The organism is Conexibacter sp. JCM 18997 (genome assembly GCF_055391915.1).
In genome coordinates, this window is record NZ_AP043885.1 from 5,013,087 (window position 1) to 5,033,960 (window position 20,874).

The following is a 20,874-nucleotide window of genomic DNA, read 5'->3' on the forward strand; positions in this document are numbered from 1 at the left end:
GCGGGCGCGAGCCTACAGCGGCCAGATGAAGCGGTCAGCGGGGTCGTACAAGGCTTTCACGGCGTGCAGCCGGCGCAGCGCATCGGAGGTGAACACATCGTCGGTCACCGACGACTGGCCGAGGAAGCTGACGAAGATGTGCCCGGCGGCCCAGGGCGAGACCGCGTCGCACAGCTCACGGGCCGCGGCGGCCGCCGCCGGGTCGGCGGCGACGACCAGGCCGTACTCGGAGTCCAGCGCGCCGAGCGCCCCACCGTGGCGCTGGCGGTCGTTGAGCGCGCCGCCGAGGTGGCGCAGCTCGACGTCGAGGAACGGACAGCCGCCGCTGGGGCCCGCGACCTCCAGGAAGGTGTCCATCGCCTCCTCGGGCAGGCTGTCGAGCATCAGGTGGTCGTAGAAGACGGGGCGCTGGCCGAGCACGTCGAAGTGCAGCGTGTCGAGCGCCGGCGGGGCCGCGGGGGCGAACGTGTCGTCCTCGGGCGCCAGCGCGCGCAGCGGGGCCAGCAGCGCGTCGGCCTCGGCGGTCCCGGTCAGCACGGCCGCCTCGACGTAGACCCGCGGTTCGTGGTCGCCGCCGACGATGCGCGCGATCGAGGTGATCTCGCGGGGCAGGTCCTGGGTCCAGGCGCGCCAGGCGTGCAGGACCTCGTCGGCCCGTGGGCCGGGCCAGCCCAGGTAGCCGAGCTGCAGGGGCTGGGGCGCGACGAGCGCCAGCTCCATGGCGGTGATCACGCCGAGCCCGCCACCGCCGCCGCGCAGCGCCCAGAACAGGTCGCGCTCGTGATCGGCGTCGGCGCGCAGCAGCTGCCCGTCGCCGGTGACCAGCTCGACCGCGCGCAGCCACTCCGAGGCCAGGCCGAAGCGGCGGCCCAGCCAGCCGGTGCCGCCGGCCAGCACGGTCCCGGCCACGCCGACGGTCGGGGTGGTGATGGCCACGGCGGCCAGACCCGCGGGTCCGACCACCTGGGAGACGTCGGCCCACTGCGCGCCGCCGCCGACGCGCGTGATCTGCGCGGGCGCGTCGAGCTGGGCGCCGCCGAGCTCGCCGGTGCGGATCAGCAGCGTCTCGTGGAGCGGTCCGGTCTGGCGGACGCCGCGCCCGGTGGTGTGGATCGCGATGCGCCAGCCCTGCTCGCCGGCGTGCTGCACGACGGCGCGGACCTCGTCGACGTTGCGCGGCACGGCGATCGCCACCGGTCGATCGTCGATCGCCGGCCCGGCCTGGGGATGGGCACGGAAGTCCACCCCGTCGCGCAGGAGGATGCTGTCGAGCGTACGCATCGCCGCAGCGTGCCGATCGGCGCTTGCCGCCCACTTGCCGCGCGGCCCCAGAAACACGAAAGGGGCCCCATCGAGGGCCCCTTCCGGTGCACGTTGTCGTACCCCTGATCTGCCGTCCTTCGGAAAAGACGTTGCCTGCTGGCAAGACGACTATTCCCGTTTCTGGCCCGGCATGCGTCACCCGCCGAGGGGGATCTTGGGGGGAGGATGGGGGAGAACAAGGGTGAATTGACCCTCACCCTTTCGTCCGCTCCTGCCGATAAGACACCCGGACCATGGCTGCCACCGTCGCGCTCGCCCGCTTCGAGGACCTGATCGCCCGCGGGCTGACCGCGCTGATCGACGACGACCCCAACCTCGAGGTGGTGGCCGAGGACCTCGACGACGAGCGCCTGCGCACGGTGCTCGGCCGGCGCCAGCCCGACGTCGCGCTGCTCAACTACGGCTCGTTGCGCACGCCGTTCGAGGTGCACGCGCTGCACGTCGCCTACCCGGTCACCCGCCTGGTCGTGCTGGCCAGCCGCCCGACGCCGGCCGAGGCCAACCAGATGCTGACCTTCGGCGCCACCGCGTGCCTGTCGAAGGAGACCCAGGCCCGCGACGTGCTCAACGCGATCCACCTGGCCTCCCGCGGACTGCAGGTGCTGCCCCGGGCCAAGGCCGGCGAGCAGGGCTTGGGCCCCAGCGGCCCCGAGCCGCTGACCAGCCGCGAGGCCGACGTCCTCGCGCTGCTGCAGGAGGGCCGCTCGAACGCCGAGATCGCGCTCGCGCTGCAGGTGGGCATCGAGACCGTCCGCACCCACGCGCGCAACATCTACCGCAAGCTCGGCGTGCGCACGCGCCGCGAGCTGACCCGGCCGGCCTGAGCCGCGCGCGCCGCGTGGCTACTCGTCGTCGGCGCGCGGCGGGATCTGCCGACGCAGGCGCTCGCGCGCCTCGTCGAGGCGCTCGACCTGGGCGGTCGGCTCGCCGGACGGCACGATCTCGCGGGGCGCCTGATCCGCCGGTCGACGCGGTGCGCGTCGTCCCGGCAGGATCCGTGCGAGCTCTTCGCTGAGCTTCACCAGCCGCTTTCGCCGGCACCCACGCCGGCGACGACCGAGGTCGACCAGTCGATGACCGAGGTCGGCTTGACGACGTGGCGACCCATGCCCAGCTCCTTCGGCGACAGGCCGAGGGCCAGGCCGACCAGCTGGGGCAGGTGCAGCACGGGCATGTCGATGACGCGCCCGACGGCCTTCTCGGCCAGCGGCTGCTGCAGGTCCAGGTTCAGGTGGCACAGCGGGCACGGGGTGACGACGCAGTCGGCCTCCGCGTCCTTGGCGTCGCCCATGTGCGTCCCGGCCTGCTTGAGCGAGGCCTCCTGGTTCATCGTGATGATCGGGAAGCCGCAGCACTTGTGCATGCCGGCGTACTCGATCACCGTGCCGCCGAGGGCCTCGATGACCTGCGACAGGTACGTGTCGCGCGGGAGCTCGGCGTTGATGCCCAGCCGGTCCTCGGGACGGACGATGTAGCAGCCGTAGAAGGGGCCGACCTTGAGGTTGGTCAGCGGCACCTTGACCTTGGACTTCAGCGTCTCCAGGCCGATCTCCTCGACCAGCAGCCACAGGAAGTTCTTGTTGCTGATGCCCGCCTCGTAGGCGAGGCCCTCGTCGGCCAGCGTCTCGTTGACCATGCCGCGGTACTCGGCGTTGGCGTCGAGGCGCTCCTGGCACTCCGACTGGGCGCCCTGGCAGGTCGAGCAGATGTTCATCATCAGCTCGCCGTCGGTCTGCTGGGCCAGCGCGAACGTGCGCGCGTTCAGCGTGTCGGCCAGCTCCTGGTTGTGCTCGGCGATGACGCCCGCGCCCGTGCAGCAGGCGCGGTCCAGCTCGATCAGCTCGAGGTCGAGCAGCGGCGCGACCTTGGCCATCGATCCGTGCAGCTCGGGGGTGAAGCCGCGGCTCACGCAGCCGGGCCAGTAGGCGACCTTCATGCCGTTGCGCTCCCTTCGGCAACCGCCGACTGGTTGTCCTCGTTGTCCTTGTCGTCGCCGACGATGTAGAGGTTCAGCTCGATCCGCTCGGGCCGGTTCTCGACCTTGTCGTAGATCTTCTGCACGGCCTTGAGGTCCTGGGCGGGCAGCTTGTGGCCGAGCAGCGCGAGCTTGATCGACATCTTGCCGCGCAGCACGGCCTTGGTGACGACCGGCAGCGACTCCAGCAGGACCTTGCCCGCGGCCGGGTGGAACTTGCCGAACCACGAGTTGCCGCCCCACGAGCGCGGGAGCAGCTCGGCCTCGTGCAGGAGGCCGTAGTCGTGGATCAGGGTGACGAAGGACTGCTCGTGGCGGTCGCCGTTGTTGCGATCGTTGATGTGGTAATCGCCGGTCGCGCGGCGGCGCAGGCGCATGATCTGCGACATCGGCGCCACGCCCTTGGGGCAGGCGTCGATGCACTTGAAGCAGTGCGTGCAGGTGTAGATGCCGTGCGGGTCCTCGGCCAGGTCCTTGAGCCGCTCGAACTGCTGCGTGTCCCGTGGGTCGCCGACGAAGCGGTACGACTTGGCCGAAGCGGCCGGACCCACGAACAGCGGATCGACCTCCATGGCCAAGCAGTCGCTGACGCAGGCGCCGCACTGGATGCAGGCCATCGACTGGGTCACGTCGACCATCGACTCGCGGGGCACGATGTGCTCGCGCTCGGGCATGTTCTCGTCGTCGGTGATCAGCCACGGCGTGACGCGCTGGATCTTCTTCCAGTGGACCGCGTCCATGTCGACGATCAGGTCCTTGATCACCGGCATGTTGCCCATCGGCTCGATCTCGATGACGCCGTCCTTGGAGGACGCCTTCGCCTTGTCGAGGTGGGTGTGGCAGGCCAGGCCGGGCTGCCCGTTGACGCGCACGCCGCAGGACCCGCAGATCGCCGCCTTGCACGAGCAGCGGATGCCGATCGAGCCGTCGAAGCGGTTCTTGGCCTGCAGGATCGCCTCCAGCACCGACCGGTGGGGCTCGAGCTCGATCGTGTGCTCGTCCCAGTAGGCCGCTTCGCCTGACTCGGGGTCGTAGCGCCGCAGGCGCAGGGTGAATTCGGTCGCTTCGGCCATCAGTACTTGCGCTCCTCAGGCTGCCACTGGGTGAACGTCACGTCCGAGTAGGAGATCGTCGGGGTGTCGTCGCCGTTCCGGGAGATGTCGATGTGCTTGATCCACTCGTCGTCGTTGCGCTCGGGGTAGTCGGTGCGGAACTGCGCCCCGCGTGACTCCTTGCGCTCGATCGCCGACATGACGGTCGCCTCGGCGCAGTCGAGCATGTAGCCCAGCTCGATCGCCCCGAGGACGTCCTGGTTGAAGATGGTGCCGCGGTCGTCGATGTAGGCCGTCTTGGCCTCTTCCTTCAGGCGCAGCACGACCTCGTGCGCGTTCTTCAGGCCCTCTTCCTCGCGGAACACCGCGACGTAGCGGTTCATCGTCGTGCCGAGCTCGTCCTTGATCTCGGAGATGCGCCGCGCGCCCTCCTTGGGACGGGCGATGATCGACTCGATCATCTTCGTGTCGTCGGTCAGCGGGGCGCGCGACACGGTCGGCATGCGGATCCCGGTGGCCCGCTGCGCGGCGTGCTCGCCGGCCCGGCGGCCGAAGATCAACGTGTCCAGCAGCGAGTTGGCCCCGAGGCGGTTGCCGCCATGGACCGAGACGCAGGCCACCTCGCCGGCCGCGTACAGCCCCTCCAGCGGGGTCTGGCCGTTGATGTCGGTCTTGACGCCGCCCATGATGTAGTGCTGACCCGGGCGGATCATGATCGGGTCCTTCGTGATGTCCACGCCGGCGAAGTCCTTGCCGATGTTGACGATCTCGCGCAGCGCCTCGAGCGTGCGCTTCTTCGGGACCACCGTGACGTCGAGCCAGATGCCCACGCCGCCGGGGCCGACGCCGCGGCCCTCGTTGATCTCGGTCTGCTCCGCGCGCGAGACGACGTCGCGGGAGGCCAGCTCGAGCTTGTTGGGCGCGTACTTCTCCATGAAGCGCTCGCCGTTGGCGTTGAGCAGATGGGCGCCCTCGCCGCGCGCGCCCTCGGTGATCAGGAACCCGTTCTCCACCAGGCAGGTCGGGTGGTACTGGATCATCTCCATGTCCATGATCGGCGCGCCGGCCCGCAGGGCCTGGGCGATGCCGTCACCGGTGCAGATGAGGCCGTTGGTGGTGGGCTTGAAGCACTGGCCCGCGCCGCCGGAGGCCAGGATCACGTTCTTGGCCGAGAAGGTCTCCATCGCGCCGGTGCGGATGTCGCGGGCCACGACGCCGATGCACACGCCGTCCTCGACGACGAGCGAGGTGGTGAACCACTCCTCGTAGCGGTCGATCTTGTCGCCGTGCTTGAGCAGCTGCTCGTAGAGCACGTGCAGGATCGCCTGGCCGGTGATGTCGGCCACGTAGGCGGTGCGCTTGGTCGACGCGCCGCCGAAGGCCCGCAGGTCGAGCTCGCCGGCGTCGTTGCGGTGGAAGGTGACCCCGATGTGCTCGAGGTGCATGACCTCGTGGGGCGCTTCCGAGCACATGACCTCGATCGCGTCCTGGTCGCCCAGGAAGTCTGAGCCCTTGACGGTGTCGTAGGCGTGCGAGCGCCAGTCGTCGGAGACGCTGATGGCCGCGTTGATCCCGCCGGCAGCGGCGACGGAGTGCGAGCGGACAGGGTGGACCTTGCTCATGATGGCCACCGTCGCGCCGGCTTCGGCGGCGGCAAGGGCGGCCCGTTGACCGGCCAGACCAGCGCCGATGATGAGGACGTCATGTGCGGGCATTGAGGAGCGGACCATATCGGGCGCTCTCGCCGTCTCGCTTTATTCGGTAACCCTAATGCGGTGGCTACGGAACGCGGCCCACGGCGTCGGTGCGCCGGCGCGCGCCGCGGCGGTACTCCCGGTTGAGCATCCCGATCACGTCGAGGGTGATCTCCTGCGGGCATGCGCGCGCGCACTCGCCGAAGTTCGTGCAGCCGCCGAAGCCCTCGGCGTCCATGGCCAGCACCATCGAGCGGGCCCGCGCGGGGCGCTCGGCCTGGCCCTGGGGGAGCAGGTTCAGGTGGCTGACCTTCGCGCCCGTGAACAGCATCGCGGCGCCGTTGGGACACGCGGCCACACAGGCGCCGCAGCCGATGCAGGTGGCCGCGTCCATCGCGCGCTGCTGCACGTCGGGCGAGATCGGCATCGAGTTGGGATCGGGCTGCGGCCCGGTCGTGGTGGAGATGTAGCCGCCGCCCTCGACGATCCGGTCCAGCGCGCTGCGGTCGGTGACCAGGTCGCGCAGCACCGGGAAGGCCTGGTTGCGAAACGGCTCGATGCGGATCGTCGCGCCGTCCTGGAAGTCGCGCATGTACGTCTGGCAGGTGGTGACCTGGTTGGGCCCGTGCGGCTGCCCGTCGATGGTCAGCGAGCAGGCGCCGCAGATGCCCTCGCGGCAGTCGCTGTCGAAGGCGATCGTCCGCCAGCCCCGCTGCGCCAGGCGCTCGTTGACCTGGTCGAGCATCTCCAGGAACGAGGCGTCCGCCGCGATCTCGTCGACCTCGTAGCTCTCGAAGTGGCCCGGCTCCGCGCGGGAGGCCTGGGTCCACACCTCCAGGGTGAACCTCACTTGTAGCTCCTCGTGGCCAGCGCGACGGCCTCGAAGGCCAGCTGCTCGTCGTGGGGGATCGGGGTGTCGCCGCCGGTGTGCTCCCAGGCGGTGGCCTTCGCGTAGTGGGCGTCGTCACGCAGCGCCTCGCCGTCGGGCGTCTGGTGCTCGTCGCGGAAGTGCCCGCCGCAGGACTCCTCGCGGCGCAGCGCGTCCAGGCACATCAGCTCGGCCAGCTCGAGGAAGTCGGCCAGCCGGGCCGCGTACTCCAGCGTCGGGTTCAGCTCGTCGGAGCGCCCGTCGATGAACAGGTCGCTCCAGAAGGCGTCGCGCACCTCGGCGATCTCGCCCAGCGCCTGCGTCAGCCCGGCGGCGTCGCGCGACATGCCGCACTTGTCGAGCATGATCTGGCCCAGCTGACGGTGGAAGACCTGCGGCGCGGTGCGTCCGCCGATGCCCATCAGGCCCTCGATCCGCTCGCGCACGTCGCGCTCGGTCTGCGCGAACGCCGGATGCTCGGTGGTGATCCCGTTGGGCAGCGTCGACAGGTAGTTGGTGACCGTGCGCGGCACGATGAAGTACCCGTCGGCCAGGCACTGCATCATCGCGCTGGCCCCCAGGCGGTTGGCGCCGTGGTCGGAGAAGTTCGCCTCGCCGATCGCGAACAGGCCCGGGACCGTGGTCTGCAGCTCGTAGTCGACCCACAGGCCGCCCATCGTGTAGTGCGGGGCCGGGTAGATCTGCATCGGCTGCTCGTACGGATCGACGTCGGTGATCCGCCGGTACATGTCGAACAGGTTCCCGTAGCGGCCCGCGATCGTCTCGCGGCCCTGGGCCACGATCGCGTCGCGGAAGTCGAGGTACACGCCGCGCTTGATCAGGCCGACGCCCAGGCCCTCGTCGCACACCGCCTGCGCGGCGCGCGAGGCGATGTCGCGGGGCACGAGGTTGCCGAACGCCGGGTAGCGCTCCTCCAGGAAGTAGTAGCGCCCGGACTCGGGGATCTCGTTGGGCGGGCGGCGCTCCTGCGGATCGCGCGGAACCCACACGCGCCCGTCGTTGCGCAGCGACTCGCTCATCAGCGTCAGCTTGCTCTGGTACTCGCCGGTCTGCGGGATGCAGGTCGGGTGGATCTGCGTGAAGCACGGGTTGGCGAACAGCGCGCCGCGCCGGTGGGCCCGCCAGGTGGCGGTCACGTTGGAGCCCATCGCGTTGGTCGACAGGTAGAAGACGTTGGAGTAGCCGCCCGAGGCGAGCACCACCGCGTCGGCCACGTGGCGCTCGATCGCCCCGGTGACCAGGTTGCGGGCGATGATGCCGCGCGCGACGCCGTCGATCAGCACGACGTCGAGCATCTCGTGGCGGTTGTGGACGTGCGCGCGGCCCTGGGCGACCTGCGCCTGCAGCGCGCTGTAGGCGCCCAGCAGCAGCTGCTGCCCGGTCTGCCCGCGGGCGTAGAAGGTGCGCTGCACGAGCACGCCGCCGAACGAGCGGGTGGCCAGCGCGCCGCCGTACTCGCGGTTGAAGGGCACGCCCTGGGCGACGGCCTGGTCGATGATGTTGGCCGACAGCTGCGCCAGGCGCCACACGTTGGCCTCGCGCGCGCGGAAGTCCCCGCCCTTGATCGTGTCGGTGAACAGGCGGCGGATCGAGTCGCCCTCGTTGGCGAAGTCCTTGGCCGCGTTGATGCCGCCCTGCGCGGCGATCGAGTGCGCGCGCCGGGCGCTGTCCTGGAAGCAGAACGCGTCGACGCGGTAGCCCAGCGCGGCCAGCGACGCGCTGGCGCTGGCGCCGGCCAGGCCGGTGCCGATCACGATCACCCGCCGGCCGGGACGGTTGCCCGGGCCGATCATGCGGTGCGCGTCCAGCCAGTTGTCCCACTTCTCGGGCAGCGGGCCGTCGGGGATGCGGGCGTCGAAGATCATGCGGGCGCTCCCAGCACGCCGGTCCAGAAGCAGATCGGCACCGACAGGAAGCCCACGGCCAGGACGATCGAGCCCCAGGTGGCGGTCGAGCGGATCAGGCGATGGCGGAACGGGCGGTCGAAGCCCAGCGTCTGGGCCGCCGACCAGATGCCGTGGCGCAGGTGGAAGGCGATCGCGCCCACGCCGGCGACGTAGATCGCCACGAAGTACCACTTCTGGAAGGCGCCGTAGAGGTTGGCGTAGACCGCGCCCTCGCGCAGCGGCGTGACGTCGATGGTCAGCGTCGTGAACTGGAGGATGTGGAAGATCACGAAGGCCAGCACGAGCGTCCCGGTGACCGCCATCGCGCGGGCCGACAGCGGGCGGGCGACGCGCTTGGCGGGATACGGGCCGCGCGCGGCGGCGGCCCGGCGGCGCAGCTGCACGATGCCGGTGACGTGGATCACCAGCGCGCCCAGCAGCAGCGCGCGGATCGCCCACACGAGCGCGCCGTAGGGCAGCAGCGGCTCGCCGAACGTGCGCAGCCAGTGCGCGTAGTCGTCGACGCGGGGGTCGCCGTCGCCCGCGCCGTAGAGCGAGTTCAGGTTGCCGACCATGTGCAACACGAGATAGCCGACGAGGACCGCCCCCGACACCGCGACGGCGATCTTCTTTCCGATGGTGGAGTCCCACGTCTCGCGCAGCGAGAGTCGCTGGCGGCGGAGACCGTGTCCCTGGCTGGGCACGACCCAAAGAGGATCGGCGAAAATTCGGGTGCCCTCAATCCCCCGTACGGGTGCGCGGGCACCCCCGAGTGGGGGCTATCGCGCCGGGGTGAGCGCTCGGCGCACCTGGTCGATCGTCACGACGCCGCGCAGGACGCCCTGATGGTCGACGGCGAACACCGCGCCCAGGTGGCGCATCCCCTCGGTGCCGATCAGCGCCTCGAGCGGCTCGTCCATGTCGATCCGCCAGCGCCAGCCGTCCTCGCGGGCCAGGTCGCGGACGCTCAGCGCGGGCTGCCCGTCGGCCAGCGCGCGGTCGATCGCCTCGCGGTGCACGACGCCGGCGAACGTGCCGTCGGACTCGACCACCGGCACCCAGGGCCAGCCGTTGGGCCCGAAGACGTGGTCGGCGGCGTCGATCACCGTGAGGTTGGCCGCGACGGTGAACGGATGCGGGTCCATCACGTCGCCGACCGTCACGCCCTCCAGGCGCTCGTCGACGTCGCTCTGGACGACCGCGCCGCGCGCGGCCTGGCCCAGGAAGACGGCCAGCACGCCGAGCCACAGGCCGTTGGCGGTCCGTCCGGTGAAGATCAGGTAGAGGCCGTAGCCGCCCATCGCGTAGGCGAACAGCTGGCCGGTGCGCCCGGCCCAGCGCGTGGCCGAGGCCTTCTGGCCGGTGAGCTTCCACAGGACCGAGCGGAAGATGCGCCCGCCGTCCAGCGGGAAGGCCGGGATCAGGTTGAACACGAACAGGAAGGCGTTGATCGTGGCCAGCCAGGCCAGCAGGGCCAGCGGCGCGCTCTCGTTGCCGTTCGTCGTGTCGAACACGGCCAGGTCGAAGAACGTGTTGCCGTCGACGAGCACGCCGATCGCCGTGCACAGCGCGACGATGGCCAGCGTGACCGCGGGTCCGGCCGCCGAGACGCGGAACTCCTCGCCCGGCGACTTGGTGTCGCGGCTCATCTTGGCGATGCCGCCGAAGAACCACAGGTCGATCCCGGTGATCTCGATCCCCGCGCGCTGGGCCACCAGCGCGTGGCCGAGTTCGTGCATGATCAGCGAGACGAAGAACAGCAGCGCCGCGATGACCGCGACGACGTAGCCCTCGGTCTGCGACCCCCCGAGCTGGTCGCGAAACGTGTCCGAGAGGATGAAGATGAACACGAACAGCACGACGAACCAGCTGACGCTGACGCCGATGCGGATCCCGAAGATCCGGACGAGCTGGATCGAACTGCCGGTGGGCATACGCCCCATGGTGCCAGCTACATGGCGGCGTGTCGCTCGATGATCGCGTCGACGTCCACGCCGGCGGGCAGCGTGCCGTAGGCGTGGCCGCCCAGGCCGGCCAGCCGCGTGGCGCAGAACGCGTCGGCCACGGCGGCGGGCGCGTGGCGCACGAGCAGCGACCCCTGCAGGGCCAGCGCGAGGTCCTCGACGACGCGTCGGGCGCGGGACTCCAGCCCTTCGGGGTCCCGCAGCGACCGCACGACCGCGGCCACGTGGGCGTCCAGGCGCGGGTCGGCGCCGCCCGCCTCGCCGATCTCGTCGAGCAGCACGCCGAGCGCGGCCGGGGTGCGGGCCATCGCGCGCAGGACGTCGAGCGCGATCACGTTGCCCGAGCCCTCCCAGATCGACAGCAGCGGCTGCTCGCGGTAGACGCGGGCCAGCGGCCACTCCTCGGTGTAGCCGTTGCCGCCCAGGCACTCCATCGCCTCCGCGGCGTGGCCGGGCCCGCGCTTGCAGACCCAGTACTTGGCCACCGCGGTGGCCAGCCGCTTGAACAGCACGGCGCCCTCGTCGTCGGCCGCCTCGTCGTACGCGCGCGCGAGGCGCATCGCGGTGACGGTGGCCGCCTCGGACTCGACGGCCAGATCCGCGAGCACGTTGCGCATCAGCGGCTGGTCGATCAGGAGGTGGCCGAACGCGCTGCGGTGGCGAGCGTGGTGGATCGCCTGCTCGACCGCGGTGCGCATCCCGGCGGTCGAGCCGAGCACGCAGTCCAGGCGCGTGTGGCCGACCATCTCGATGATCGTCGGCACGCCGCGGCCGGGCTCGCCGACCAGCTCGCCCCACACGCCGTGCAGCTCGATCTCCGAGCTGGCGTTGGACCAGTTGCCCAGCTTGTCCTTCAGGCGCTGGATGCGGATCGGGTTGCGGGTGCCGTCGGGCAGCAGCCGCGGCACCGCGAAGCAGGTCACGCCCTCGGCGGTCTGCGCGAGCATCAGGAACAGGTCGCTCATCGGCGCGCTGCAGAACCACTTGTGGCCCTCCAGTCGCCAACCGCCGGCGGGGTCGGGCTCGGCGGCGGTGATGTTCGCGCGCACGTCCGAGCCGCCCTGCTTCTCGGTCATGGCCATGCCGACGATCGCCCCCGGCTTGTCGGGGCGCAGCGCGCCGTCGTAGACCGTCGAGGTGATGCGCGGCTCCCAGGCGGCGGCCACCTCGGGGCTGGCCCGCAGCGCGGGCACGGCGCTGTAGGTCATCGAGATCGGGCAGCCGTGGCCCGGTTCGGCGCGCGACAGGGTCATGAACAGGCCCGCGCGGGCCACGTGGGCGCCACCCATGCCCGCCCGCCCCTCGCGCCAGGGCAGCGCGTGCAGCTCGTGCTCCACGGCCAGCCTCATGAAGCGGTGGTAGGACGGGTGGTAGTCGACCTCGTCGATGCGGTGGCCGAAGCGATCGAAGGGCCGGAAGACCGGCTTGTTGGCGTTGGCCTGGCGGCCGGCCTCGAGGATGTCGGCGCTGCCGCCGATCGTGCCCAGCGCGTGCGCGCGCTCGACGGCCCAGTCGGCGCCCTCGCGGGTCAGCGCCTCGACCAGCGGCCGGTCGGCGGCGAACGTGTCGTAGTCCTCCAGCGGGACGGACTGGTTGGCGGCGGCGGTGCGGTCGGGCGACTCGGTCAGCACGGGACGGGCTCCTCTTGCGAGACGGAACGGAGGACGAAGCCCACCAGCGCGGCGACGAGCGCGTCCTCGTCGCGCACGCCGTCGGCGGTGGGGGAGAGCGGGCCGACCAGGGCCTCGCCGATCGCGCCGACCAGGGCGGCGGCGATCAGCTCGCGGTCGGTGACGTGATCGGGCAGCGCGGCGGCGTAGGCGTCGCGGAAGGCCCGCCGAAAGGCCAGGCGCTCGGCCTCGACGGCCGGGTCGACCGGCTCGGCCAGCAGCGCCCAGGCGATCCGCCGCCCGTGCAGCGCGCGGCGGGCGAACGTCTCGACGCCGGCCGCCACCCCGCCCTGCTCCAACGCCGCGGTGACGGCGTCGACCTCGCGCTGGGAGGCGCGCCGGAAGACCTCGGCGAACAGGTCCGCCTTGGACGGGAAGTGGCGGTAGACGCTGCCGGTGGCCAGCCCCGCGCGCTCGGCCACCGTGGCGATCGACGCCGCCCGGTAGCCGTCGTCGGCGATCAGCGCATGCGCTGCGGCGACGATCCGCTCGCGGGCCGCGAGTCGGCGCGCCTCGGTGCGCTCGGTTGCCCGGTAGGCCATCGTGACAAGAAGTGAATCACTATTCAGTCCTTGTCGCAACGAGGTCGCCGGCCCACTCGAACCGGCGCTCGGTCGGCTCGGGCGCCGCCGCGGGGGCGACCGCGTCCAGCGCCTGCACGATGCGCTTGTCCAGCCGCCGGTCCGCGGCCAGCGCGGCCAGCACCGCCCGGCGCTGGATCGCCGGGCGGAACGGCCGGCGGTGGGTCATCGAGTCGAACGCGTCGCAGGCGGCGATCACCTGGGCGGGGAGCGGGGTCGAGTCGTCCAGCCGGCAGGCCCGCTCCAGCATCGGCGCATCGCCGGCCAGATCGGGCACGTGGGCGATCAGCTCGGCGCTCCACTCGCCCCAGCGGCGCACGTGCGCGCGCTCGTCCGGGTTCAGGCGGCCGGGCTTGAGCAGGATCTCCAGGGGGATGCGCAGCTTGCCCACGTCGTGCAGCTCGCCCAGGCGCCGCAACCGGGCGGTCTCGTCGGCGGGCAGGTCCAGCTGCCCGGCCACCGCCGCGGCCAGGGCGCCCACGCGCGCGGCATGATCGGCGGTGTCGGCGTCGTGCGCGCGCAGGGTGCGCATCAGCACGCGTTCCAGCTCGCGCGTGTCCTGGGCGGCCGCCGGGGCGGCGCGGGCCAGCGCGGCCTCCTCCTCCCGGCGCGAGCGCCGGCCGACCCAGCCCAGCAGGTAGCCGCCCGCGGCCAGCGCCGCGCCGACCAGCGCGAGCGCCAGCAGGGGACCGGGGCTGTCGGGCAGCAGGGCGGCCTGCACCGGGCCGCCGCTGGGCGCCTGCCAGGCGCGGAGCACGTCAGCCGCGGGCGAGCCGCGCAGCGAGTAGGCGCTGGACTGCGCGTCGTCGACCGGCCAGTCCCACCAGTACGCGCCGGCCAGCCACGGCTCACGGCTGAGTGCGGTGAACGCGGCCTTGACCGCCTGGGCCTGCTGCGCGGGATCGGGTGCGCCGTCGGGCGCCCACGGCTCGGCGGCCGCGCCGACGGTGTCGGGATAGCCGATCTCGGTCAGCAGCAGCGGCTTGTTCCACTGGGCGTGCAGCGCCGCCAGCTGCTCGCGGGCGCCGGCCCAGCCGGCGGCGAGCTGCTCGTCGGTCGGCTCGTCGGTCGCGGTCAGCGGCATGTACGCGTCCACGCCGATCAGGTCGACGGCGTCCCACCAGCGCAGGTCCAGCGCATCCCAGTTGGCCGCGTAGGTCAGCTGGCCGGTGAACACCCGGCGCACCTGGGAGGCCAGATCCCGCCACTGGGTGTCCTGGTCCTGGAGCCCGGACAGCTCGACCCCGAGGACCAGCGTGTCGGCGCCGGTCTGCTGGGCCAGGCGCGCGTAGTGCACCAGCCACAGCCGGTAGGAGCTGAACCAGGCGGCGGGGTCGTCCGGGGCGATCTCCGTGCGCGGCGTGCGGTCGTCGGCCACGTCGACGTGCGGCTTCAGGGTCACCGAGAGGCCGCGGGCCCGGGCGGCGGCGATCGCGTCGCGCAGGGCGGGATCGCCGGCGGTGCGGGTCGGGTCGGGCTCGACGCCGGCGGCGTTGGCGTCGGCCATGTAGAGCGTCGGGCTGAGCACGACGCGATCGGCGCCGATGGCCATCGCGTCGTCGATCGCCTGGTCGGCCGCATGGGTGCCCAGCCCCGCCTCGCTCCAGTCGGTCAGCGCGACGCCACGCTGCCAGCCGGTGGCCAGGCGCTCGGATGGGGCGGCCGGCGCCGACGGGTGGTCGGGCAGGGCGAGCAGGCCGGTGAGGGCGAAGGCGACCGCGCCGATGATGGCGATGGTCAGGGCCCGAGGGCGGATGAATCGGAGTTGGGGCACGCGTTGCGGGACCTCCGCCGGGCCCTGGTCCCCGCGTTGTCTGCCCCGCATCCGGTCGCTTCCCCACGCCCGGATGCGGTGGTGTAAGTCGTCGTCTACCCAGACGTCGGCCGAACACTCAATCTTCCAGAGTGGCGCAAGGCGGCTTGCGTTCTGCCGATCAACGACTTTGCGAGACCCCGGCGACGCTGATGGGAACAGCCGCCAGGGGCGGCCGGGCGCGCCGGGGCCTCGCAAAGCGGTCCGTGCACATGCGTCGTGCACCCGGCAAACGCGACACTACTGCCTCAAACGAGACAAGTGGGGAAAAGCTGAAAGCGGTTGCCGATCAGGCCAGATCGCCCTTGGCCTCGGGCCTTGGGGCGTTCTTCGGACAGGCGGAGACGTCCAGCTGCCAGGCCGCGGCGGCGTCCAGCGGGATCGTGCAACCCGGGTAGAAGCGACCCTTGTTCTCCACCCAGCGGCCGTCGCGCCGGATGATCTCCACGCCGCTGATGATGCGCTTGCCCTTCGGCGTCACGTGCGTCCAGAAGACGATCCCGAAGTCGCCGAGCTTGTCGCACTCGGCCAGCAGCAGGCTCCGGTCGAAGATGCCCACGACCCGGTCGGGGGTGCCCGTGGCGGCCATCTGGCGGATCTGCTCGCGGTCCTCGTCGGTCGGGCGGGGAACCTGACACGGCCCGGCGCGCGTGCCCACGGTGACGCCGCCCGGACGGAAGTTCGCCGGGACCGGGAAGAACATGCTGGCGTGGTAGGCCGAGCGCGCGGCCGAGCCGATCTCCGGGCCGCTGCCCACCTCGACCGGGATGTCCGGCGGGCCGGTCGGCTGCGGTGCGGGCGCCGGGGCGGGTGGCGCGCCGCCCGACAGCTTGGGCAGCTGCGACGGCGCGCGGGCCAGGCGGATCCAGCCCTGGGCCAGCTCCGGCTGCAGCACCCCGTGCGTGCGCAGCCCGGTGGCCAGCACGAGCGCGCCGCCGGCCCGGGCCCGAACGGCCACGGCCCGATCCACCGGGAAGGCGGCGACCGTCTCGACCGTGGCGCCCGGTTCGATCGTCGAGGCCGGACGGGCCAGCACGTAGCCGGCCGACAGGTCGGACTCGTAGGTGCGGTCGCCGACCCGCAGCTGCTCGTGCCCGGGGAACAGCTCCTCCTTGGTGCGGTTGTGCACGCGGTAGGCGACGACGACGAACGTCTGACCGGGGTCGGCCTTCTGGGGCAGCGCGGACGTCTCGCCCAGCGTGTCGCGGATCTCGACACCGGTCACGCGGGCGCCGAGCGCCTCGGTGCGCAGCGCGGTGGTGGCGTCGACGAACGTCGTCGGGACGCCGTCGACCGCGCAGGCGCCGGTCGGGCCGCGCAACGGCGTCAGGTGCTGGTTCTTGCACGCGCGCTCCGCCGCGGGCAGCAGCTCGGGTCGGCCCGCGTTCGCGGCGCGGACGGCGCGCTCGGCGGCCAGCAGGTCGGCGGGGAGCCCCGGCTGCTCGTCGAAGTCGTAGCCGCGCAGGACGGCGTGGCGGCCGAACGGCTTGGCCAGGCTGTTGCCGTCCTCGGAGACGTACCAGCCGTTCGGACCGGCGGTGCGGTCCAGCGACCCGGCCTCCTCGGTCGCGTCCTCGGCCCACTCGACCCGGAAGCCCCCGAGCCGGCGGGCCGCGTCGTCGGCGGGATCGACGCGCATGCTGTCGTCGAGATACCGGTTGGAGCTGGTGCGCAGCTCGGCGTTCAGGCCGGTGTACTGCGAGAAGCGCTCGGTCAGCTGGCGCAGGCTGGTCGCGGCGCCGGTGGCGGCGGTCGTCGACGGCGGGTCAGCGCCGCCTCCCCCGCAGCCCATCGCGGTCGCGCACACGATGGCGGCCACCGTGCCGCTCAGGCCTCGCCATCCGGTCATGAGCGGCCGATACCCGCGCCACAGACCCCCTGAACGCCTGGACCTCGGGCCGCTGGCGACAGCGCTGGGGCCAGCGTTGTCTTAGCATCGCCTGCCTCATGGCGAAGATCACGGTGAAAGACCCAGTCGTCGAGCTCGACGGCGACGAGATGACGCGGATCATCTGGCAGTTCATCAAGGAGCAGCTGATCCTGCCCTACCTCGACGTGGACCTGAAGTACTACGACCTGGGCATCGAGGCGCGCGACGCGACCGACGACCAGATCACGGTCGACGCGGCAAACGCGATCAAGGAGTTCGGCGTCGGCGTCAAGTGCGCGACGATCACGCCGGACGAGGCGCGCGTCGAGGAGTTCGGCCTCAAGGAGATGTACCGGTCGCCCAACGGGACGATCCGCAACATCCTCGGCGGCGTCATCTTCCGCGAGCCGATCGTCATCTCCAACATCCCGCGCCTGGTGCCGGGCTGGACGAAGCCGATCATCATCGGCCGCCACGCCTTCGGCGACCAGTACCGCGCGACCGACCTCGTGGTGCCGGGCAAGGGCAAGCTGACGCTGACCTTCGCCCCGGAGGACGGCAGCGCGCCGACCGAGCTGGACGTCTACGACTTCCCGGGCGGCGGCGTGGCGATGGCCATGTACAACCTCGACGACTCGATCCGCGACTTCGCGCGGGCCTCGATGCGCTACGGCCTCGACCGCGGCGTCCCGGTCTACCTGTCCACGAAGAACACGATCATGAAGCGCTACGACGGGCGCTTCAAGGACCTGTTCGCGGAGGTCTTCGAGGCCGAGTTCGCCTCGGAGTTCGCCGCCGCCGGCATCACCTACGAGCACCGGCTGATCGACGACATGGTCGCCGCCGCGCTGAAGTGGGAGGGCGGGTACGTGTGGGCCTGCAAGAACTACGACGGCGACGTGCAGTCCGACACGGTCGCCCAGGGCTTCGGCTCGCTCGGGCTGATGACCAGCGTGCTGATGACGCCCGACGGCAACACGGTCGAGGCCGAGGCGGCGCACGGGACGGTCACCCGTCACTACCGCCAGCACCAGCAGGGCAAGCCGACCTCGACGAACCCGATCGCCTCCATCTTCGCGTGGACGCGCGGGCTGGCCTACCGCGGGCGCATGGACGACACGCCCGACGTGACGGCGTTCGCCGAGACGCTGGAGCGGGTCTGCATCCAGACCGTGGAGAACGGTCAGATGACGAAGGACCTCGCGCTGCTCATCGGTCCCGACGAGCCCTTCCTCACCACGCAGGAGTTCCTCACCGCGATTGACGAGAACCTGAAGAAGGAGATGAACGTCTGATGGCCACCAAGGTCACTGTCACGGGCGCCGCCGGCCAGATCGGCTACGCCCTGCTGTTCCGCATTGCCTCCGGTCAGCTGCTGGGTCCCGACGAGAAGGTCGAGCTGCGCCTCCTGGAGATCGAGCCGGCGCTGAAGGCGGCCGAGGGCACCGCGCTGGAGCTCGTCGACTGCGCCTTCCCGGCGCTGTCGAAGATCGACATCACCTCCGATCCCAACGAGGCCTTCGACGGCGCCAACGTGGCGCTGCTGGTCGGCGCGCGCCCGCGCAGCAAGGGCATGGAGCGGGCCGACCTGCTCGAGGCCAACGGCGCGATCTTCAAGCCGCAGGGCCAGGCCATCAACGGGCATGCCGCCGACGACATCAAGGTGCTCGTGGTCGGCAACCCGGCCAACACCAACGCGCTGATCGCCCAGGCCAACGCGCCCGACGTCCCGGCCGAGCGCTTCACCGCGATGACGCGCCTGGACCAGAACCGCGCCTACGCGCAGCTGGCCAACAAGCTCGGCGTGAGCGTCGAGGCGGTCTCCGACCTCGTCGTGTGGGGCAACCACTCGCCGTCGATGTACCCGGACCTGTTCAACGCGACGGTCAACGGCAAGCAGGCCTGGGCCGAGGTCGACGACGAGGCGTGGGTGGCCGACGAGTTCATCCCGCGCGTGGGCAAGCGCGGCGCCGAGGTGCTCGAGGCGCGCGGCGCCTCCTCGGCGGCGTCCGCCGCCAACGCGGCGATCGACCACGTGCACGACTGGGTGCTCGGGGCCGACGGCGTGATCTCGATGGCCGTCCCGACCACCGGTGCCTACGGCATCGAGCCGGGCATCATCGCCTCGCTGCCGGTGCGCACGTCGGGCGGGTCCTACGAGATCGTCGAGGGTCTGGAGATCCCGGCCTTCTCGCAGGAGCGCATCGACAAGACGATGGCCGAGCTGCGCGAGGAGCGCGAGGCGGTCGTCAAGCTCGGGCTGGTGTCCTAGTCCCGTTGGCTTCGGTCCGTGGGGCGTCGCGCAAGGTGGCGCCCCACGCGACCAGCGCCGTCAGCAGGGCGGCCGCCGCGGCCAGCGCGAGCCCGGCGCGCGGGTCCACCGCGCCGGCCAGCCACCCCATGATCGGCGCGCCGATCGGCGTCGAGCCGAGGAACACGATCGAGTAGAGCGCCATGACCCGGCCGCGCATGTCGGGATCGGCGGCCAACTGGATCGCCGAGTTGGTGCCGGCGGCGAAGCTCACGCTGGCCATGCCGGTGAGGGCCAGCGCGATCAGCATCAGGGGGAAGGTGGGGGCGAGGGCGGCGACGAGCGTCAGCGCCCCGAAGGCGAAGGCCGAGCCGACGAGGAAGCGGCGGTCGACGTGCTGGCGCGTGCCGATCGTCAGCGCGCCGCCGACGGAGCCGACGGCCAGGGCGCTGGTCAGCAGCGCGAGCGTCGTGGCGGTGCCGTCGAAGGTGTACTTGGCCAGCAGCGGCAGCAGCGTCGGGAAGTTGAAGGAGAACGTCCCGATCACGGCCATCATCAGCAGCGGCAGGCGCAGCGTCGGGGTGGCGTTGACGTAGCGCAGCGCGGCGCGCAGCTGGCCGGGCTCGCGGCGGGCCGGCGGGGCGGGGCGCAGCTGCTTGGGGTCCATGCGCCGCAGGGCGATGATCATGGCCACGAACGAGAGCGCGTTGAGCAGGAAGCACGGCCCGACGCCGCCCAGTGCGATCACGGCGGCGGCCGCGGCCGGGCCGGCGATGCGCGAGCTGTGCACGATCACGCTGTTGAGGCCGACGGCGTTGACGATCTGGTCGCCGCCCACGATCTCGATCACGAAGGACTGGCGGGCGGGGTTGTCGATCGCGGTGACGATGCCGCCCAGGAAGACCAGGCCGATGACCATCCAGGCCTGGGCGCTGTCGGTGATGACCAGCGCGAAGATGGCCAGCGGCGGGATGGCCAGCAGCACCTGGGTGATGCTCAGCAGCGTGCGCTTGGGCATGCGGTCGGCCAGCAGGCCGCCCCAGGCGCCGAACAGGAGCATCGGCAGGAACTGCGCGGCGGCGGTCAGGCCGACCGCCGTGCCGCTGCCGGTGAGGTGCAGGACGAGCCACATCGCGGCGACGTTCTGCATCCAGTTGCCCGAGACCGAGACGATCTGCCCGGCGAAGAAGCGGCGGTAGTTGGGGATCGACAGCGAGGCGACCGAGCGGTGCAGCGCGACGCTCATTCGTCGAGCAGCCGATCGAGGATCTCCGCGGCCTGCGCGAGGGTGGCCAGCTCGGCGGCGCTGAGGCCGGCCATCCGCTGTTCCAGGTAGGCGTCCTTGGCCTCGCGCACCTGTCCGAGCAGCGCCCGACCGGTGGGGCTCAGGCTGATCAGCGCCGAGCGCTTGTCGCGCGGGTCGGCCGCGCGGGTGACCAGGCCCTCCTCCTCCAGCCGCGCGAGCATGCGCGTCGCCGTCGGCCGCGACACCCGCTCACAGTCGGCCAGCTCGCTCGGCGTCAGCGGCCCGCGCCGGTCGATGCTGACCAGCGCCGAGTTCTGCGACGGCGACAGCCCACCCCCGCTCTCCTGCCGCAACCGCCGGCTCGTGCGCCCGATGGTCAGGCGCAGCCGGGAGGCCAGGTCGTGGAGCGAAGTGGTTGTCATCGCTAATTAGCCTAGCAAACCACCGGCTACGAGCGCGGTGGTGGCGGGCTCACGCGAACGGCAGGCAGCGAAGACGAACGGGCCGCGCGGCAGCGCCGGCCCGGGCGGAGCCAGAGCGTCGCCGCTCCCCGGCGCAACGCGAATCGCGGCGCGCGAACGCTGCACGCGAGGGGCGCGATGGCTCGTGCCGCGAAGGCGAACGGGCCGTGCGGCGGTGCCGGCCTGGGCGGAGCCAGAG

The 20,874-nt window shown here is 71.9% G+C and carries 18 protein-coding genes; 3 read left to right on the forward strand and 15 right to left on the reverse strand.

Translation table 11 applies throughout. The features are described from left to right. Window positions 1-12: 12 nt before the first annotated feature. The gene (locus ACZ5UI_RS25080) at window positions 13-1,281 is read right to left on the reverse strand and encodes an FAD-binding oxidoreductase (RefSeq protein WP_464192296.1); all 1,269 of its coding nucleotides are present in this window, start codon (window positions 1,279-1,281) and stop codon (window positions 13-15) included. Between the two features lie 275 nt (window positions 1,282-1,556). On the opposite strand from ACZ5UI_RS25080, the gene ACZ5UI_RS25085 reads away from it, so the two are divergent. Next, window positions 1,557-2,147, forward strand: a complete 591-nt coding sequence (locus ACZ5UI_RS25085) for a response regulator transcription factor (protein ID WP_464192298.1) — start codon at window positions 1,557-1,559, stop codon at window positions 2,145-2,147. 18 nt (window positions 2,148-2,165) lie between these two features. Here ACZ5UI_RS25085 and ACZ5UI_RS25090 read toward each other — a convergent pair whose 3' ends face one another. From ACZ5UI_RS25090 to ACZ5UI_RS25145, 12 genes are all read right to left on the reverse strand, one after another. After that, window positions 2,166-2,345, reverse strand: a complete 180-nt coding sequence (locus tag ACZ5UI_RS25090) for a hypothetical protein (protein WP_464192300.1) — start codon at window positions 2,343-2,345, stop codon at window positions 2,166-2,168. Continuing rightward, on the reverse strand, window positions 2,342-3,259 hold the full coding sequence (locus tag ACZ5UI_RS25095) for a CoB--CoM heterodisulfide reductase iron-sulfur subunit B family protein (RefSeq protein WP_464192302.1): 918 nt from the start codon (window positions 3,257-3,259) through the stop codon (window positions 2,342-2,344). The genes ACZ5UI_RS25090 and ACZ5UI_RS25095 overlap by 4 nt, the downstream gene beginning before the upstream one ends. Beyond that, window positions 3,256-4,371, reverse strand: coding sequence for a succinate dehydrogenase/fumarate reductase iron-sulfur subunit (locus ACZ5UI_RS25100; RefSeq protein WP_464192304.1), 1,116 nt, complete (start codon window positions 4,369-4,371; stop codon window positions 3,256-3,258). Before ACZ5UI_RS25100 ends, ACZ5UI_RS25095 begins: the two co-directional genes overlap by 4 nt. Further along, a complete protein-coding gene (locus ACZ5UI_RS25105; RefSeq protein WP_464192307.1) occupies window positions 4,371-6,065 on the reverse strand; it encodes an FAD-binding protein in 1,695 nt (564 codons plus the stop codon). Before ACZ5UI_RS25105 ends, ACZ5UI_RS25100 begins: the two co-directional genes overlap by 1 nt. Before the next feature lie 64 nt (window positions 6,066-6,129). Further along, window positions 6,130-6,894 carry a succinate dehydrogenase/fumarate reductase iron-sulfur subunit gene (locus ACZ5UI_RS25110; protein WP_464192309.1) on the reverse strand — a complete coding sequence of 255 codons (765 nt, stop codon included), beginning with the start codon at window positions 6,892-6,894 and terminating at the stop codon, window positions 6,130-6,132. Next, window positions 6,891-8,798, reverse strand: a complete 1,908-nt coding sequence (locus ACZ5UI_RS25115; RefSeq protein WP_464192311.1) for a fumarate reductase/succinate dehydrogenase flavoprotein subunit — start codon at window positions 8,796-8,798, stop codon at window positions 6,891-6,893. Before ACZ5UI_RS25115 ends, ACZ5UI_RS25110 begins: the two co-directional genes overlap by 4 nt. Continuing rightward, a complete protein-coding gene (locus ACZ5UI_RS25120) occupies window positions 8,795-9,523 on the reverse strand; it encodes a succinate dehydrogenase cytochrome b subunit (RefSeq protein WP_464192313.1) in 729 nt (242 codons plus the stop codon). Before ACZ5UI_RS25120 ends, ACZ5UI_RS25115 begins: the two co-directional genes overlap by 4 nt. Window positions 9,524-9,598: 75 nt before the next feature. Further along, window positions 9,599-10,753 carry a site-2 protease family protein gene (locus tag ACZ5UI_RS25125; RefSeq protein WP_464192315.1) on the reverse strand — a complete coding sequence of 385 codons (1,155 nt, stop codon included), beginning with the start codon at window positions 10,751-10,753 and terminating at the stop codon, window positions 9,599-9,601. 17 nt (window positions 10,754-10,770) lie between these two features. Continuing rightward, a complete protein-coding gene (locus ACZ5UI_RS25130; protein ID WP_464197884.1) occupies window positions 10,771-12,411 on the reverse strand; it encodes an acyl-CoA dehydrogenase family protein in 1,641 nt (546 codons plus the stop codon). Next, window positions 12,408-12,995: a TetR/AcrR family transcriptional regulator gene (locus ACZ5UI_RS25135; protein ID WP_464192318.1), complete on the reverse strand. Its 588-nt coding sequence runs from the start codon at window positions 12,993-12,995 to the stop codon at window positions 12,408-12,410. The genes ACZ5UI_RS25130 and ACZ5UI_RS25135 overlap by 4 nt, the downstream gene beginning before the upstream one ends. Before the next feature lie 19 nt (window positions 12,996-13,014). Next, on the reverse strand, window positions 13,015-14,808 hold the full coding sequence (locus ACZ5UI_RS25140) for a glycoside hydrolase family 113 (protein WP_464192320.1): 1,794 nt from the start codon (window positions 14,806-14,808) through the stop codon (window positions 13,015-13,017). Between the two features lie 328 nt (window positions 14,809-15,136). Further along, window positions 15,137-16,696, reverse strand: coding sequence for a hypothetical protein (locus ACZ5UI_RS25145; protein WP_464192322.1), 1,560 nt, complete (start codon window positions 16,694-16,696; stop codon window positions 15,137-15,139). Between the two features lie 98 nt (window positions 16,697-16,794). Between ACZ5UI_RS25145 and ACZ5UI_RS25150 the strand changes: the two genes are divergently transcribed. Next, window positions 16,795-18,012, forward strand: a complete 1,218-nt coding sequence (locus ACZ5UI_RS25150; protein WP_464192324.1) for an NADP-dependent isocitrate dehydrogenase — start codon at window positions 16,795-16,797, stop codon at window positions 18,010-18,012. Next, window positions 18,012-18,989, forward strand: a complete 978-nt coding sequence (locus ACZ5UI_RS25155; RefSeq protein WP_464192326.1) for a malate dehydrogenase — start codon at window positions 18,012-18,014, stop codon at window positions 18,987-18,989. The genes ACZ5UI_RS25150 and ACZ5UI_RS25155 overlap by 1 nt, the downstream gene beginning before the upstream one ends. Here ACZ5UI_RS25155 and ACZ5UI_RS25160 read toward each other — a convergent pair. Both ACZ5UI_RS25160 and ACZ5UI_RS25165 read right to left on the reverse strand, forming a co-directional pair. Beyond that, entirely contained in the window at window positions 18,967-20,214 is a 1,248-nt protein-coding gene (locus ACZ5UI_RS25160) for an MFS transporter (RefSeq protein ID WP_464192329.1), read from the reverse strand. The genes ACZ5UI_RS25155 and ACZ5UI_RS25160 overlap by 23 nt on opposite strands. Then, window positions 20,211-20,636, reverse strand: a complete 426-nt coding sequence (locus ACZ5UI_RS25165; protein WP_464192331.1) for a MarR family transcriptional regulator — start codon at window positions 20,634-20,636, stop codon at window positions 20,211-20,213. Before ACZ5UI_RS25165 ends, ACZ5UI_RS25160 begins: the two co-directional genes overlap by 4 nt. Window positions 20,637-20,874: the final 238 nt, after the last annotated feature.

Bases quoted from the DNA above. Each gene is read 5' to 3' on its own strand.
- ACZ5UI_RS25135 (WP_464192318.1), bottom strand. From the start codon at position 12,995: ATGGCCTACCGGGCAACCGAGCGCACCGAGGCGCGCCGACTCGCGGCC.
- ACZ5UI_RS25100 (WP_464192304.1), bottom strand. From the start codon at position 4,371: ATGGCCGAAGCGACCGAATTCACCCTGCGCCTGCGGCGCTACGACCCC.
- ACZ5UI_RS25155 (WP_464192326.1), top strand. From the start codon at position 18,012: ATGGCCACCAAGGTCACTGTCACGGGCGCCGCCGGCCAGATCGGCTAC.
- ACZ5UI_RS25115 (WP_464192311.1), bottom strand. From the start codon at position 8,798: ATGATCTTCGACGCCCGCATCCCCGACGGCCCGCTGCCCGAGAAGTGG.
- ACZ5UI_RS25105 (WP_464192307.1), bottom strand. From the start codon at position 6,065: ATGCCCGCACATGACGTCCTCATCATCGGCGCTGGTCTGGCCGGTCAA.
- ACZ5UI_RS25165 (WP_464192331.1), bottom strand. From the start codon at position 20,636: ATGACAACCACTTCGCTCCACGACCTGGCCTCCCGGCTGCGCCTGACC.
- ACZ5UI_RS25150 (WP_464192324.1), top strand. From the start codon at position 16,795: ATGGCGAAGATCACGGTGAAAGACCCAGTCGTCGAGCTCGACGGCGAC.
- ACZ5UI_RS25080 (WP_464192296.1), bottom strand. From the start codon at position 1,281: ATGCGTACGCTCGACAGCATCCTCCTGCGCGACGGGGTGGACTTCCGT.
- ACZ5UI_RS25125 (WP_464192315.1), bottom strand. From the start codon at position 10,753: ATGCCCACCGGCAGTTCGATCCAGCTCGTCCGGATCTTCGGGATCCGC.
- ACZ5UI_RS25160 (WP_464192329.1), bottom strand. From the start codon at position 20,214: ATGAGCGTCGCGCTGCACCGCTCGGTCGCCTCGCTGTCGATCCCCAAC.
- ACZ5UI_RS25085 (WP_464192298.1), top strand. From the start codon at position 1,557: ATGGCTGCCACCGTCGCGCTCGCCCGCTTCGAGGACCTGATCGCCCGC.
- ACZ5UI_RS25145 (WP_464192322.1), bottom strand. From the start codon at position 16,696: ATGACCGGATGGCGAGGCCTGAGCGGCACGGTGGCCGCCATCGTGTGC.
- ACZ5UI_RS25095 (WP_464192302.1), bottom strand. From the start codon at position 3,259: ATGAAGGTCGCCTACTGGCCCGGCTGCGTGAGCCGCGGCTTCACCCCC.